We start from the raw sequence: 15094 nt of genomic DNA on the forward strand, positions 1-15094 counted from the left end.
TAATGGGGGTTCTCCCCTGCCGAGGGGCGCTGCGACCGGATCCGATGAGGCCCGGCCAGGCTCGGTAAGGTGGCTTTGTAACAACGGCGCCCGGCTAGATGCGAGCACCCGCTCGCCCACAACCGGAGCACACGAATGAACGCTGTTGCCAAGACCTTCTCCACCGAAGGTGATTACAAGATCCGCGACATCACGCTGGCCGACTGGGGCCGCAAGGAACTGGACATCGCCGAGCACGAAATGCCGGGCCTGATGTCGATCCGCCGCAAGTACCAGGCCGAGCTGCCGCTGAAGGGCGTGCGCGTGACCGGCTCGCTGCACATGACCATCCAGACAGCGGTGCTGATCGAGACCCTGAAGGACATCGGCGCCGACGTGCGCTGGGCCTCGTGCAACATCTTCTCGACCCAGGACCACGCGGCTGCCGCCATCGCCGCCACCGGCACCCCGGTGTTCGCCTGGAAGGGCGAGACCCTGGAAGAGTACTGGGACTGCACCCTGGACGCGCTGACCTTCACCCTGGCCGACGGCACCCTGACCGGCCCGGAACTGGTGGTGGACGACGGCGGTGACGTGACCCTGCTGATCCACAAGGGCTACGAACTGGAAAACGGCAGCGACTGGGTCAACACCGCGTCCGCCTCGCACGAAGAACAGGTCATCAAGAACCTGCTCAAGCGCGTTGCCAAGGAGCGCCCGGGTTACTGGGGCCGCGTGGTCAAGGACTGGAAGGGCGTCTCCGAAGAGACCACCACCGGCGTGCACCGCCTGTACCAGCTGGCCCAGGCCGGCACCCTGCTGATCCCGGCGATCAACGTCAACGACTCGGTCACCAAGAGCAAGTTCGACAACCTGTATGGCTGCCGCGAGTCGCTGGCCGACGGCCTGAAGCGCGCGATGGACGTGATGCTGGCCGGCAAGGTAGCCGTGGTCTGTGGCTACGGCGATGTCGGCAAGGGCTGCGCCGCGTCGCTGCGTGCCTACGGCGCGCGCGTGATCGTCACCGAGATCGACCCGATCTGCGCCCTGCAGGCGGCGATGGAAGGCTATGAAGTCAACACCATCGAATCGACCCTGGGCCGTGCCGACCTGTACGTCACCACCACCGGCAACCGCGACATCATCCGCATCGAGCACCTGAGCGCGATGAAGGACCAGGCCATTGTCTGCAACATCGGCCACTTCGACAACGAGATCCAGGTCGACGCACTGGTGTCCTTCGCCGGCATCAAGCACGTCAACATCAAGCCGCAGGTCGACAAGTACATCTTCCCGAACGGCAATGCGATCTTCCTGCTGGCCGAAGGCCGCCTGGTGAACCTGGGCTGCGCCACCGGCCACCCGAGCTTCGTGATGTCCAACAGCTTCGCCAACCAGACCCTGGCACAGATTGACCTGTGGGCGAACAAGGACAGCTACGAGAAGAAGGTGTACCTGCTGCCGAAGAAGCTGGACGAAGAAGTGGCTCGCCTGCACCTGGAAAAGATCGGCGTGAAGCTGACCACCCTGAGCCAGGAACAGGCCGACTACATCGGCGTGCCGGTGGAAGGCCCGTTCAAGCCGGACCACTACCGCTACTGATCGTGCGCGGTGCCGGCCAACGGCCGGCACTACCGGCGCAGGCGGGGTCGGATCCCTTTCCGCAGGAAAGCGCTCTGACCCCGGCAACAGATGCAGACAGAACGGGCGCCCTCGGGCGCCCGTTCTGCGTTGCGTCGCCCCGCAGCAGATCCGCGCGCCCTGTCACAGTGCCCTAAGAAGCCGCTTGCTAGTCTCTGTGCCCCCATGGACTGCCAACTGCAGGCCATGCGCCGGGACGCAGACAGCAAAGGACAGGACATGCCGCGCAACAATGACCGAGTGACCCGGGCGATGAAGCCCCTGATGATCCTGTGCTGGGTGGCCCTGCTGGCCGCCTGCAGCCCGCCTGGCAGCGATGCCGGTGCCAGCGCGCCGGCAGCGAACACCGGCCAGGCAAGCACCGACGGCAAGGCAACCAGCACCCCGGCAGCGGCCACGGGCAGCAGCGCTGCCTGCGCCGAGGGGGCATCACAGGTGCAGACCCTGATCTGCAACGACCCCGCCCTGTTGCAGCAGGAAGGCGAGCTGGCCAAGGCCGAAGCCTCCGCACGCGACACCCTCGATGCCGCCGGCAAGGCCAAGCTGCAGGCCGAGCAGCAGCGCTGGATCCAGCATACGCGCGACCTGTGCGGTGACGCGCACTGCCTGCAACAGGTATTTGCCGATCGCCTCAAGGTGCTCTCGGCCACGCGCGACGGCCTGGTCGACCAGGACGCCTGCGAAGTGCCCGACGGCCAGCAGCAGTGCGTGGACCTGCTGGTGCTGCGCGACCCCAACAGCCAGTTGGCGAACTTCAACACGCTGCTGGGAGAAAACGGCCAGGAAGGCCGCCTGCTGGGCTGTACGGCCGCCACCAACGTGGGCGGTGGCCCCAACGCCGTGCTGGCGGCCAACTGCATCCAGGAAACCACCGCCGGCAAGCGCAACGTGCAGTTGTGCAGCAACCAGATGGTCGGCCAGTTCGCCCTCGAACCGGCATCGGCCGCCTACGGCACCCAGGCCGTCCGCCAGCTGCTCGGCTTCACGCAGCAGCACTGCGCCGGCTGACATCCGCTGGGTGCGCCCGGCGCTTTTTCCCACATTGAAGGACGATGACCATGGCAAAGGATTCCACCCTTACCCGCGAACAACTGTCCACGCTGTTCCTCAACACGGAGCTGGGCGGCAACACCCGCCACCTGGACCACTTCTCATACGCGCAGAAAGGCGCAAGCACCTACTCGTTCGGACTGGTGCAGTTCGATGTCGGCGGCAATCCACAGGCCAGGCGTTTCCTGCGCGACAACGGCTTCACCGCCGCTGACATCGAACTGCTGTCCCAGCAGGGCGGATTGAGCACCCGGCAGCTGGCGGCGCTTGACGCCAAGTTGCAGGCCATTCCGCAGGCGAAGATGGACCAGCTCACCAACGACAAGCTGGACAGCGCCATCGAGCGCGTCGATGAAGCCATCGCCAAGGTGCGTGCCACCAACCCGGCCGCCGCCGATGCCATCGCGGCCAACCCCGAACTGCAGCTGGCCATGGCCGACTATGACAACCAGTTCGGCGGCATGGGCCCGCAGTTCATCAGCTATCTGGCCGGCAACGCGGAAAAGCTGCAGGGCGGTACGGTCCAGGCCGGCAATCCGCCGACCCGCGGCGACGTACAGAACTTCGTCGATGCCACCAAGTACGGCATCCAGTCGCCGGCCGCGGTGACCAGTCGCGATGAGCGCTTCGACCGGGCCATGACCCAGCTGGGCATCACCCCCACCCATGCCCCCTCGCACGGGTCGCCCGGCGCGCCCGGCGGCAACGGCGTACTGGTCAGCGGCGCCAGGGGCGATGAGGTAAAGGCGATGCAGCAGAAGCTGGCCGACCTGGGCTACCTGGGCAAGGACGGCAAGCCACTGGTAGCCGATGGCGATTTCGGGCCCGGCACCCTGGAAGCGGTCAAGCAGTTCCAGCGTGAGCACCAGCTCACCGTCGATGGCAAGGTCGGTGCCACCACGCTGGGTGCGCTCGACAAGGCCATCGCGCAACAGCAACAGCAGGCCGCCGAACCGACCATGGCCACCCCCGGCCATGCCGACAACCCACGTTACCAGCAGGTCGTGGAAAAGCTGGAAACGCTGGAAGAACAACGCCGCCAGGGTGGCCTGGCGCCACTGTTCAATGACCGCAGCCAGCTCGAGAACGCCGCAGGCCTGGTGGCTTACGAGTCCAAGCTGGCTGGCATGAGCCAGGTCGATACCGTGCTGGCGCGGCCGGACAACCAGGGCGTGTTCGCCGTGCAGGGCCAGCTTGGCGATCCCGCCATGCACCGCACTTACGTCGACCTGTCGCAGGCGGCGAACCACACGCTGCAGGACAGCACGCGGCATAGCCAGGCGCTGGACAACGAACTGTCGCAGCGACAGACCCAGGAACAGATTCAGACGCAGCAGTCGATGTCGCGCTGACGCGGGATGCCGACGATCACAGCCGGGACGGGCCCTTCGGGGGCCCGTCCTGCGTTGATGCGCGAGTTTCGGTCAAGGCAATATCCCTACCTCGCGCTAGGATGCGCCCATGACCCCGGCCATCAACCTGCTCAAGCGCGAGAAGATCGCCCACACCGTGCGCAGCTACGTGCACGACGCCCACGCCGAATCGTATGGCGGCGAAGCCGTCGACAAGCTCGGCCTCGACCCGGCCCAGGTGTTCAAGACCCTGCTGGCCAGCACTGAAGCACACGAACTGCTGGTGGCGATCGTGCCGGTCGCCGGCCAGCTCGACCTGAAGGCGCTGGCCGAAGCCGCCGGCTGCAAGAAGTGCGAGATGGCCGCCGCCGATGCCGCACAGCGCGCGACCGGCTACCTGGTCGGTGGCATCAGCCCGCTGGGGCAGAAGAAACGCCTGCGCACGTTCCTGGACGCCAGTGCCGAAGCGCTGCCCGCGCTGCATGTCAGCGCCGGGCGCCGCGGCCTCGAGGTAGAACTGGCACCGGCCGACCTTCTGCGCCTCACCGCCGGCCACTACGCTGCCATCGGCAAGTCACGCTGATGCGCTGGCCGTGGTCTGCAGCGCCGGTACCCCGGCTCGAAGATGCACAGGCCGACGTGCTGCTGCAGGACCTGCTGTCGCGCGATGCCACGCGCATCACCGATGCCGCACGCACGGTGGCACGGCTGTTCAGCACCGCGTCGTTGGACGCGTTGGTCGCACATGTGGATACGATCGAACGCAGCTGCGAGGGCATCGCCCTTGGCGGCATGCTGATCAGCAACCAGGCGCACCTGAAGGCGGCCCTGCAACGGCTGCGCTACTGGCGGGCGCGTGAGGGGTGCCTGTGCGCACTCTACCCTTCTTATGTGTTCTTCAACCCTGCACCGCTGCTGGAACAGGGCCACGTGCTGCTGCTCGGACGAGGCGAGGCCGAGGATGGCTGGGGTGAGTGCTACCGGGTGACGTGCACGTCCTGCACGCAGCCGTGGAGCGCCACCGAGCGTGAATACCACTACCCGTGGTGGGAGTGGAAGCGCCTCTGACAGTGATGCACCCACGCACGGCGTGGCTCCGCTGCGGTACGTCCAGATCCATGCCATGCGTGGATGACGCTCACTCCACGAATTCATACCGCATCGGCATGCGCACGAGGGTCAACGCCGGCACCGTACCCTTCGCATCGGCGCGGCTGAAACGCCAGCCCTGCAGCTCCTCCGCTGCAGCGTCATCCAGCAACGCATGACCGCTGGAGGTCTCCACGATCACGGCCGCAACGCGCCCCCGCGCATCGACCAACGCCTTCAGCATGCTGCGGCCGGACAGCCCCTGCCGCATGGCCTCCACCGGATAGCGCGGCGACACGCCGCGTGGAGGCAGCCAGGGAATACCTTCACCCGCGAACAGATCCCGGTTGCTGCGTGCCGCGCAGGACGTCGGCAGGCGCAGCTGCAGGGATAACTGCACCTCATTCACGGTCACGTGCGCCGGCGCGGCGCAGGCATGCTGCACCAGCGCCTCCAGCATTCGTTGCTGCCGACGCAGCGCGTTGCCATTGGCCGCCGCCACTTCAATCACGCAGCGGCCGTCCTGCGGCTGCATCGACAGCGCGGTCACGCCTGCATCGCGCAGCCCGGGAAGGCGTGCCATGGGTTCGCAGGCCATCCCGGCAGAGGGCTTCGCGGCCAGTACCTGGGTGGCGGGCAGCATGCCCGCCAGCAACATCAGGATCATCCTTGCCCAGACCGCCATGCCCTGCCCTCCTTGGGTTTGCCTGGCCCGATCATAGCGCGCGCCTGAGGTCGGATCCCCTCCTCAGGAAAAGGCTTCGACCGGGGGCTCGAATGATCGGGTCAGAGCCCTGCGATGCGGGGATCCGACCCCGGCCGCCAGTTGGCGTTGTTCTCCCAGAACTCCACCGAGCGCCGGTAGGCCTCCTTGTCCAATGGCACGCCGGAACCGCCCTCCTCCACGCCCAGCGCATTGCGCATCATGGTGATCGGCGCCATCGGCACCTCTTCCGGTTCGGCGGTATAGATGCAGCCGACGATGCCCCAGTCGGCTTCGATCGGTGAGCCTTCCCTGGCCAGCTGCTCGGCGTTGTACAGGATCACCACCAGGTAGTTCGCGCGCGGCGACTCCACGCCCTCGAACCAGCGCACCAGTACCGGCAGTTCCTCGCGGTTGCGCGCTTCGTAGCCGCTGCGCAGCTGGTGGCGGTTGGCCTCGGTGACCGGCACCGTCAGGCAGCGCGTGCTGGTCCAGTTCTCGTAGACGAACAACTTGCAGAACGGGGCGTAGCCGTCGAGCACCTTCAGCGGCGCGTGCGCATTGAGGTGTGCCTCGAACTGCTCGGCAGTGCAGTCCTGGATGGTATTGCCGCGTGGCACGCGCGGGAACAGGCGGGGACGGGCGAAATCGGTGAGGACGATGGACATGGCGCGGCGTGATCTGGGAATCCGCTGCACAGGGTAACCGCTGGCAGCACCTACAACGCCATCCGCTCGCGCAGCTCGCGTGCCTGCCGCCGCGATACCTCCACCTCGCTGCCATCATCCAGCGTCAGGTCATAGCCGTCGCCGATGCTGGGCGACACCCCACGGATACGGCGCAGGTTGACCAGTGTGTTGCGGTTGGCGCGGAAGAAAAGATCCGGCGGCAGGCGTGCTTCCAGCGCGCTCAGGCTGCGGGTCAGCAGTGCGTTCTGGTCGCGGAACCACAGCCGCGTGTAGTTGCCATCCACCACCAGCCGACGGATCTCGGAGACTGCCACGAACCAGCAGCGTTCACCCTCGCGCACGAACACCTGGTCGTGCGCGCCCAGCGTGCCGCGCGATTCCGGCACGTCGGCCGCAACCGCCTCGCACTGCCGCGCCCGCTCGAGCGCTTCCAGCAGCCGCGGCGCCTCCACCGGCTTCACCAGGTAGTCCAGCGCGTTGGCCTGGAACGCACGCACCGCATAGGTGTCGTAGGCGGTGACGAAGACCACGGCCGGCACCGTGTCCAGGCCGTCCAGCACGTCGAAACCACTGCCGGAGGGCATCTGCACATCCAGCAGCACCAGGTCCGGTGCCAGCGTCGTGATCGCCTCGCGTGCGGCGGGCACGTCGTCGGCCTCGCCCACGCACTGCACCCACGGCAGCGCCGACAGCAGCGTGCGCAGCTCCTGCCGGGCCAGCCGTGCGTCATCGACGATCAACACGCGCAGCATGCCAGTCATTGCGGAATCTCCAGCAGGGCCTGCATGCGGTCACCGGCCGGTTGCAGCACGAATCGGCCACGCATGCCCAGCTGCGCACGCAGGTAGGCCAGGCCGACGCCATGGCCATGGGTGGGTTCGCTGCCGGTTGGAAGTGGATTGTCCACCTGCAACCGCAGCACGTCATTGTCCAGCGTGGCGCGGATCTGCACCTCGCCGCCGCCGGGTCGGCTGGCGATACCGTGCTTGATCGCGTTCTCCACCAGCAACTGCAACGCCATCGCCGGCAGCTGCGCCTGCGTGGCATCGGCATCGATCTGCTGCCGCACCTGCAGGCGCTGTTCGAAATGGACCGCCTCGATGGCCAGGTAATCATCGACCACCGCCAGTTCCTCGGCCAGCGTGACCTGCTCGCTGCGGTTGTGGGCGAGCGCTTGGCGCAGCGTGCGCGACAGGCGGGTGACCATGTCACGGGCCCGTTCCGGGTCTTCCAGGATCAGCGCACGCAGGTTGTTCAGCGCATTGAACATGAAATGCGGATTGAGCCGCGCACGCAGTGCGTCACGTTCCAGCACACTGCGTTCGGCTTCGGCGCGCAGGCGTGCCAGCTCGCTGTGGCGTGCCCGCCGCAGGCCGTGCAGGCCCGCCCACAAACCGGTCCACACCAGCAGGAACAACGCGGTGTTCATCCAGTACAGCAGCACCGAAGACCACTGGTAATCCGCATGGCCGCCAGGCAGCTGCACCCAACCCAGCGCCAGCGCCGGCAGCAGCAGCGCCGCCGTTACCGCCTGTGCGACGCTGGCCCCGAGCACCACGCCGGCAGCCAGTTTCAGCACCAGGCTGCCCAGGCTGCCCTCCCACCAGCGCTGGCGCAGTGCAACCGAACGCAATGCGCCGCTGCACAGCCAGAGTGAGACCGCGATGCTGACGGTGATCAGCACGATGCCACTGAACACGATGCCGCCACCTATCCGCATGCCGACCCACAGCCCGTACAGCGCATAACCGGCCCATGCCAGTGCATTGAGCGTCCAGAAACGGCGGGAAGGCGTGGTGGCGTCCATGCGGGCTCTCGGCGGTGGCAGGAGGGCGGACAAGGGTCAGGGATGCGCGGCGAGGAAACGCTGCACCTGTTCCTGCAACCAGCGCGGATCATCCCACATCAGGAAGTGGAAACCCTGCGCGCTCATCGCGATCTGCACGCCCTGCAGGTTCGCGTACTGGGCCTGGAATACCGCACGCGTGCCGTCCTCGGTGCCGCCCATCGGCTGGTAGCCGGCCCAGCTGCCGAGCACCAGCGTCGGCGCGGCGATCGAAGCGATGCTGTCGCGCAGGTCGGTGGTCATCAACGCATGCATCGCATCGGCCGTGGTCTGGCGGTCGCTGGCTTCGCCCCAGCGGCCCAGCTCGGCCTGGCGCCGCGGATCGCGGGTCATGCCCGGCAGGCCCGCCTTCAACTGCACCTGCCATTGCGCGGCATCGGCGGCCAGCATGCCCTTGCGCAGCTGGTCGGCCATCGGCCGCACGCTGTCAGCGGTGGCACTCGGGTCGCGCGCCGCCGGCAGGAACGGCAGGGCATCGACCACCACCAGTGCGCTGATCGCCTTCGGCTCGACCTGCGCCATCTGCAGGCCCAGCACGCCACCGAGGCTGTGGCCGACCACCACCACCGGCCCCAGGTGCTGGTCATGCAGGTAGGCCAGCAGCTGCCCGCGCATCGCCGGCAGGAAGCCGGCCGGGCGCGGGTCGGCCGCTGCCGCGCCAGCAAAGCCCGGCAACTGCACCAGGTGGCACTGCACGTCCTTCAGGGCCAGGCAGGTCTCGCGCCAGGCCTCGGCGCTGCTGTTGAGGCCGGGGATCAGCAGCAGCGGTCGCCCCATGCCGACCACCTCGACCTGTACCTTGCCAGCGGTCGAGCCGGTGGCGGCATGCGCGGAACCGGAGCCGAGCACGGCCATCGCCATGCCGATCATCGCCAGCCGGGCCAGGGCCTTCATCGCGTACCAGAGTGCCAGGAAGATCTTCATCGTGTGCTCCTTCATCAGGTGGGGGGTGCCGGGATGGGAGCAGCGTGCGCCCGGCTACGGCAGCCAGGTTGCGATTCCGGAGCAACGGCCGCAGACCCGGGCAAACGGTCGCCGGCGGCGGACGGTGCCAGTCCATGCAGCCAACTAACATCCATCTTGATGAAGCGATATACTGACCCGCACCCGCCGCTGCCGCCCGTGCCATGACCGCCATCAGCTTCGAGTTCTATCCGCCCAAGACCGACGAACAGCGCAGCCAGCTGGACCGCGCCGCGGCCAGGCTGAAGGACTACGGCCCCGAGTACGTGTCCTGTACCTTCGGCGCCGGTGGCTCGACCCTGAGCTATACCTCCGAGACCGTGCGCCACCTCAACCAGCACCACGGCTTCGAGGCTGCACCGCACCTGTCCTGTGTCGGCGGCACCCGCCAGGAAATCCGCGAACTGCTCAAGCTGTACCGCGCCATCGGCTGCCATCGCCTGGTCGCGCTGCGCGGCGACCTGCCCTCCGGCATGGGCTTCCCCGGTGACATGCGCTACGCCGCCGAGCTGATCGACTTCATCCGCGCCGAACACGGCACCGCCTTCCGCATCGAAGTCGGTGCCTATCCGGAGACCCATCCACAGGCCTCCGATGCACTGGCCGACCTGAAGCACTTCAAGGCCAAGATCGATGCCGGCGCCGACGCGGCGATCACCCAGTATTTCTACAACCCGGATGCGTACTTCCACTTCGTCGATGCCGTGCGCCGGCTCGGCGTGCAGGTGCCGATCACGCCCGGCATCATGCCGATCGCCAACTTCAGCCAGCTGCGCCGCTTCTCCGAGCAATGCGGTGCGGAGATCCCGCGCTGGATCAGCCGCAAGATGCAGGCCTATGGCGATGACGCCGAATCGGTGCGGGCGTTCGGTACCGAAGTGGTGGCCAAACTGTGCCAGCGCCTGATCGAGGGCGGCGCGCCGGGCCTGCACTTCTACACCTTGAACCTGGCCAAGCCGACCACGTCGGTGTTGAAGCTGCTGCACGGCTGAAAGCACGCCATGCCACCGCGATCGGCGCTACCCTGCGCCGATGAACCGGTTTTCCTTCCTGCTGTTGCTGCTGTCGTTGTGTTCGGTATCGAGCATTGTCCATGCGCAGTCCCCGCGCTTGAACCGCTGCACCGATGCGCAGGGGCAGAGCGTGTATACCGACCGCCCCTGCGACAGCGTTGGCGCCCGGTCGCGATTGCCACCGCCCGCGCCCACCGGCAGCACCCTGCCACGCGACACCCTGGGTGCGCGCTGCCCACGACGCCTGAGCGAGCTGGTGGACGCACTGCGCACCGGCATCGTCAGCAACGATGTGAACCGGCTGTCCTCGCTGTACCTGTGGGGTGCGGTCTCCGATGCCGGCGCGCAGCGCATCCTCGGCCAGTTGGAATCCTTGGCACGGCGGCCACTGGTGGACGTGGTGCCGGTGTATCCGCCACAGGGGCTGGCGTCCTCGCAGGAAGAGGGTCAGAGCCCTGCGGCGCAGGAATCCGACCCTGAGCCGCCAGCGCCACGGCATCCGGTCGGCCTGCGCCTGGAGCAGACGCTGCCCGGCAGCGCGTCGCGAGCGTCCACGGTGCTGGGATTGCGGCGGCAATACGGATGCTTCTGGATCACGTTGTAATCGGGAGGGGTCGGATCCCTTCCCAGCGGAAAGGGCTCCGACCCCGGATTGCCGCGATGGGGTCAGAGCCCTGCTGCGCAGGGATCTGACCCTGCATGCCGGCTCACGCCGGCCACAGCCCACGAATCGCAGCGATGCCCTGCCCGCCATGCCGACGCGCTTCGGCGATATGGCCGGCGGCCATGCCGCCCAACGCGTAGATCGGCAGCGATACCTGCGCGCGCAGCGCAGCGAAGGCCTCCCAGCCCAGCGGCACCGCCCCGGGATGGCTGGCCGTGGCCTGCACCGGGCCGAGCACCGCGAAGTCGCAGCCCAACTGCTGCGCCGCCTGCAGCTGCTCCAGGTCGTGGCAGGACGCGGCGACCAGCTGTCCTTCCGGCAAGGGCCGCTCCTGCAGGGCCAGCAACTGCTCGCTGCCCAGGTGCACGCCCACGCCCAGTGTGCGGGCCAACGCGACATCGCGGTTGAGCAGCCACTGCACGCCGCGACGATGCGCGCGCACGGCCTGTTCGATCATCGCCTGCCGTTGCGGATGCTCCGGCGGCAGGCGCAGCTGGATGCGCTGCTGGCCCGCCGCCACTGCCTGCTGCAGCCGTTCATGCCAGTGCTGCACGCCGCCGGCATCTTCGGCCGGCGCCGGCGTGATGAGGTAGCGATCCGGTTGGCGCAGTGCGGCCACCACCGGCAGGTCGGCCGGCGGCATGGAATAGCGGCCCAGCTTGTCCTGCGCCACCCAGGTGATCGCCTGGCCCTCGCGCCCGCGCGGTGTGCCCTTCCAGCTGCGCACGTGGCGCACTTCCAGGGTCAGGTGCTTGTCCGGATAGCGCTGCGGCACATCCATCAGCCAGGGCCCGACATCGGCCTCGATGCCCAGCTCTTCGCGCAGTTCACGCACCAGCGCCTGTTCGGAGGTCTCGCCGGATTCGCGCTTGCCGCCGGGGAACTCCCACAGGCCAGCCATGTCGCGGTTCTCGGTACGGCGGTTGAGCAGCACGCGGCCACGGGCGTCGGTGATGACGGCGGCCACGACATGGATCGATCGGGTGGGAGAAACCATGGGGCCAGCATGCCCAGAACAGGGCGGCCAGCGCAATCACGAATCCGCGCCGGATCGCCCGCGCCAAAGCAGAAGGCCCCGCTTGCGCGGGGCCTTCCGGGGTCAGCTCAGCTGGCCGTGGCAGTGCTTGTACTTCTTGCCACTGCCGCACGGGCACGGATCATTGCGGCCGATCTTCGGCTCGTCGCGCTGCAGCGTGGCCACGCCCTGCTGGGCGGCTTCGACCTGCGCGGCTTCCTCGTCGGCGCTGTAACCGCCGGCATCCTGGTGCTGGAACTGCGACTGGCTCAGGCGCGCCTGCGCCTGCTGGCGCTCGGCCGCTTCCAGCGCCTGCACTTCCTCGTCGCTGCGGATGCGCACGCGGGCCAGCAGGGTCACCACTTCGCGCTTGACGTTCTCCAGCATGTCCGAGAACAGCTCGAAGGCTTCCTTCTTGTATTCCTGCTTCGGCTGCTTCTGCGCGTAACCACGCAGGTAGATGCCCTGGCGCAGGTAATCCATGCGCGCCAGGTGCTCCTTCCAGCTCTGGTCCAGCACGGTCAGCATCACGTGCTTCTCCAGCGCGCGCATGGTTTCTTCGCCCAGGCCGGCTTCCTTCTCGGCGAAGTGCTGGTTGACGCGCTCCTGGACCTTGGTGGCGATGGCCTCGGCGTCCAGCTCTTCGTGTTCCTTGACCAGGTCGGTCAGCGACATCTGCAGGCCGAAGTCCGACTCCAGGGTCGCTTCCAGGCCGCGCAGGTCCCACTGCTCGTCGATCGAGTTCGGCGGCACGAAGCGCGCCACGATGTCGAAGATCACGTCGTCGCGGATGCCATCGACATTCGCCTTCACCGACTCGGCATCCAGCAGCTCGTCGCGCTGGGCGTAGATCACCTTGCGCTGGTCGTTGTTGACGTCGTCGAAGTCCAGCAGGTTCTTGCGGATGTCGAAGTTGTGGGCCTCGACCTTGCGCTGCGCCTTTTCGATCTGGCGGCTGACCAGGCGGTCCTCGATGACGTCGTCTTCCTTCATGCCCATCATGCGCATGGCCTTCTGCACCCAGTCGGAGGCGAAGATGCGCATCAGGTTGTCTTCCAGCGACAGGTAGAAGCGGGACGAACCCGGGTCACCCTGGCGGCCCGAACGGCCGCGCAGCTGGTTGTCGATACGACGCGATTCGTGGCGCTCGGTGCCGACGATGTGCAGGCCGCCCGCCGCCTTCACTGCCTCGTGGCGCTTCTGCCATTCGGCCTTGACCGCTGCCTTCTGCTCGTCGGTCGCGTCCTCGCCCAGGGCGTGGATCTCGGCTTCCAGCGAACCGCCCAGCACGATGTCGGTACCGCGGCCGGCCATGTTGGTGGCGATGGTCACTGCGCCCGGGCGGCCAGCGTTGGCGACGATGGTCGCTTCGCGGTCATGCTGCTTGGCGTTGAGCACTTCGTGCTTCACGCCTGCCTTGCTCAGGTGCTCGGACAGCATTTCCGAGGTTTCGATCGAGGTGGTACCCACCAGCACCGGCTGGCCGCGCTTGGCGCACTCTTCGATGTCGGCCAGCACCGCATTGAACTTGCCCTTGCGGTTGAGGAAAACCTGGTCCGGGCTGTCCTTGCGAATGGTCGGGCGGTTGGTCGGGATCACCACCACTTCCAGGCCGTAGATGCTCTGGAATTCGAACGCTTCAGTGTCGGCCGTACCGGTCATGCCGGACAGCTTCTTGTACATGCGGAACAGGTTCTGGAAGGTGATGCTCGCCAGCGTCTGGTTCTCGCGCTGGACCGGCACGCCTTCCTTCGCTTCCACCGCCTGGTGCAGGCCGTCGGACCAGCGGCGGCCGGCCAGGGTACGGCCGGTGAACTCATCGACGATGACCACTTCGCCGTCGCGCACGATGTAGTCCACGTCACGCTGGTAGATCGCGTGCGCGCGCAGGGCGGCGTTGAGGTGGTGGACCACGGTCAGGTTCTGCGCCGCGTACAGGCCTTCGGTCTCGCCGTCGAGGATGCCGGCTTCAACCAGCAGCTGCTCGGCGTGCTCCATGCCCGCTTCGGACAGGTGCACCTGCTTGCCCTTCTCGTCGACCCAGAAATCGCCCTCGCCGTCTTCCGCTTCCTGCTTGACCAGGTGCGGCACGACGCGGTTGACGCGGATGTACAGCTCCGGGGAATCATCGGCCGGACCGGAGATGATCAGCGGGGTACGCGCTTCGTCGATCAGGATGGAGTCGACTTCGTCGACGATGGCGTAGTGCAGGCCGCGCTGGTAACGGTCGGCCTTGGACAGCGCCATGTTGTCGCGCAGGTAGTCGAAGCCGAATTCGTTGTTGGTGCCGTAGGTGATGTCGGCCGCGTAGGCTTCGCGCTTGTCGCTGTGCGGCATGCCCGGGTACACCACGCCCACGCTCAGGCCCAGCCAGTTGTACAGCTTGCCCATCTGCGCGGCGTCGCGGCGGGCCAGGTAGTCGTTCACGGTGACCACGTGCACGCCCTTGCCTTCCAGCGCGTTGAGGTACACCGGCAGGGTCGCCACCAGGGTCTTGCCTTCACCGGTGCGCATTTCTGCGATCTTGCCCAGGTGAAGCACCATGCCGCCGATCAGCTGCACGTCGTAGTGGCGCATGCCCAGCACGCGGCGGCCGGCTTCGCGGCAGACCGCGAACGCTTCCGGCAGCACCTTGTCCAGGGCTTCACCGCCGGCGATGCGCTGCTTGAACTCCGGCGTCTTGGCCTGAAGCTGCTCGTCGGAAAGCTTCTCGATCTCCGGCTCCAGCGCATTGATCTTGGCGACGATGCGGTTGAGCTGGCGCAGCTGTCGTTCGTTACGACTGCCAAATACGCGGGTAAGCAGGCTGTTGATCATTGAAGGAACCGGGTTGGATGGACACGACGCCCGGCCTCCCCCTTGGGATCCGTCCGCCGCAAACGAAACAGGGCGCCTGGCGCCCTGTCGATGGCAACACCCATTGTAGCTTGGGACGGGCGGCTGAGGTTTCAAGCGCCAATCCGGTCGCAATCGCCCCGGATTCGGCAAAGAAACACGGATGCGGGGTCGGACCCCTTTCGCCATGGCGAAAGGGCTCTGACCCCAGCCCTCAACCGAATCGGGTCAGAGCCCCTCCGCGGCGCGGAAGGA

Annotated in this window: 14 protein-coding genes and 1 riboswitch; of the genes, 7 read left to right on the forward strand and 7 right to left on the reverse strand. The window is 67.1% G+C overall.

Annotation, left to right across the window (positions count from 1 at the left end; translation table 11 throughout):
- Window positions 1–15: 15 nt before the first annotated feature.
- Window positions 16–99: riboswitch (S-adenosyl-L-homocysteine riboswitch) on the forward strand.
- 36 nt (window positions 100–135) lie between these two features.
- From ahcY to J3A72_RS21335, 5 genes are all read left to right on the forward strand, one after another.
- A complete protein-coding gene (gene ahcY / locus J3A72_RS21315) occupies window positions 136–1581 on the forward strand; it encodes an adenosylhomocysteinase (RefSeq protein WP_014645960.1) in 1446 nt (481 codons plus the stop codon).
- 258 nt (window positions 1582–1839) lie between these two features.
- The gene (locus J3A72_RS21320; protein ID WP_069117988.1) at window positions 1840–2628 is read left to right on the forward strand and encodes a lysozyme inhibitor LprI family protein; all 789 of its coding nucleotides are present in this window, start codon (window positions 1840–1842) and stop codon (window positions 2626–2628) included.
- 50 nt (window positions 2629–2678) lie between these two features.
- Entirely contained in the window at window positions 2679–4022 is a 1344-nt protein-coding gene (locus tag J3A72_RS21325) for a peptidoglycan-binding domain-containing protein (RefSeq protein ID WP_014645958.1), read from the forward strand.
- A 109-nt stretch (window positions 4023–4131) separates the two neighbouring features.
- Window positions 4132–4605 carry a Cys-tRNA(Pro) deacylase gene (ybaK, locus tag J3A72_RS21330; RefSeq protein WP_014645957.1) on the forward strand — a complete coding sequence of 158 codons (474 nt, stop codon included), beginning with the start codon at window positions 4132–4134 and terminating at the stop codon, window positions 4603–4605.
- Window positions 4605–5090 carry a hypothetical protein gene (locus J3A72_RS21335; protein ID WP_075076541.1) on the forward strand — a complete coding sequence of 162 codons (486 nt, stop codon included), beginning with the start codon at window positions 4605–4607 and terminating at the stop codon, window positions 5088–5090. Before ybaK ends, J3A72_RS21335 begins: the two co-directional genes overlap by 1 nt.
- A gap of 70 nt (window positions 5091–5160) precedes the next feature.
- On the opposite strand, the gene J3A72_RS21340 is transcribed toward J3A72_RS21335, so the two are convergent.
- The 5 genes from J3A72_RS21340 to J3A72_RS21360 all read right to left on the reverse strand — a co-directional run bounded on the left by J3A72_RS21340 (window position 5161) and on the right by J3A72_RS21360 (window position 9273).
- Entirely contained in the window at window positions 5161–5796 is a 636-nt protein-coding gene (locus J3A72_RS21340; protein WP_075076540.1) for an energy transducer TonB, read from the reverse strand.
- Window positions 5797–5897: 101 nt separating this feature from the next.
- Complete coding sequence (locus tag J3A72_RS21345; protein WP_014645954.1) at window positions 5898–6482, reverse strand: DUF3228 family protein; 585 nt, start codon at window positions 6480–6482, stop codon at window positions 5898–5900.
- Between the two features lie 50 nt (window positions 6483–6532).
- Complete coding sequence (locus tag J3A72_RS21350; protein WP_014645953.1) at window positions 6533–7264, reverse strand: LytTR family DNA-binding domain-containing protein; 732 nt, start codon at window positions 7262–7264, stop codon at window positions 6533–6535.
- The gene (locus tag J3A72_RS21355; protein WP_053494935.1) at window positions 7261–8310 is read right to left on the reverse strand and encodes a histidine kinase; all 1050 of its coding nucleotides are present in this window, start codon (window positions 8308–8310) and stop codon (window positions 7261–7263) included. Before J3A72_RS21355 ends, J3A72_RS21350 begins: the two co-directional genes overlap by 4 nt.
- A 36-nt stretch (window positions 8311–8346) precedes the next feature.
- Window positions 8347–9273, reverse strand: coding sequence for an alpha/beta hydrolase (locus tag J3A72_RS21360; RefSeq protein WP_075076539.1), 927 nt, complete (start codon window positions 9271–9273; stop codon window positions 8347–8349).
- 203 nt (window positions 9274–9476) lie between these two features.
- Between J3A72_RS21360 and metF the strand changes: the two genes are divergently transcribed.
- Window positions 9477–10304, forward strand: a complete 828-nt coding sequence (metF, locus tag J3A72_RS21365; protein ID WP_032956691.1) for a methylenetetrahydrofolate reductase [NAD(P)H] — start codon at window positions 9477–9479, stop codon at window positions 10302–10304.
- A gap of 40 nt (window positions 10305–10344) precedes the next feature.
- Window positions 10345–10929: a DUF4124 domain-containing protein gene (locus tag J3A72_RS21370; RefSeq protein ID WP_075076538.1), complete on the forward strand. Its 585-nt coding sequence runs from the start codon at window positions 10345–10347 to the stop codon at window positions 10927–10929.
- A 103-nt stretch (window positions 10930–11032) separates the two neighbouring features.
- Here J3A72_RS21370 and J3A72_RS21375 read toward each other — a convergent pair whose 3' ends face one another.
- Together J3A72_RS21375 and secA are read right to left on the reverse strand one after the other, a co-directional pair.
- Window positions 11033–11986, reverse strand: a complete 954-nt coding sequence (locus J3A72_RS21375) for a Nudix family hydrolase (RefSeq protein WP_049406070.1) — start codon at window positions 11984–11986, stop codon at window positions 11033–11035.
- Window positions 11987–12088: 102 nt separating this feature from the next.
- Window positions 12089–14821 (reverse strand): preprotein translocase subunit SecA, encoded by a 2733-nt coding sequence (gene secA, locus J3A72_RS21380; protein ID WP_014645947.1) that lies wholly within the window; start codon window positions 14819–14821, stop codon window positions 12089–12091.
- Between the last annotated feature and the right edge of the window lie 273 nt (window positions 14822–15094).

The sequence above is a fragment of the Stenotrophomonas sp. PvP093 genome (assembly GCF_017876915.1).
Classification (GTDB): domain Bacteria; phylum Pseudomonadota; class Gammaproteobacteria; order Xanthomonadales; family Xanthomonadaceae; genus Stenotrophomonas; species Stenotrophomonas muris.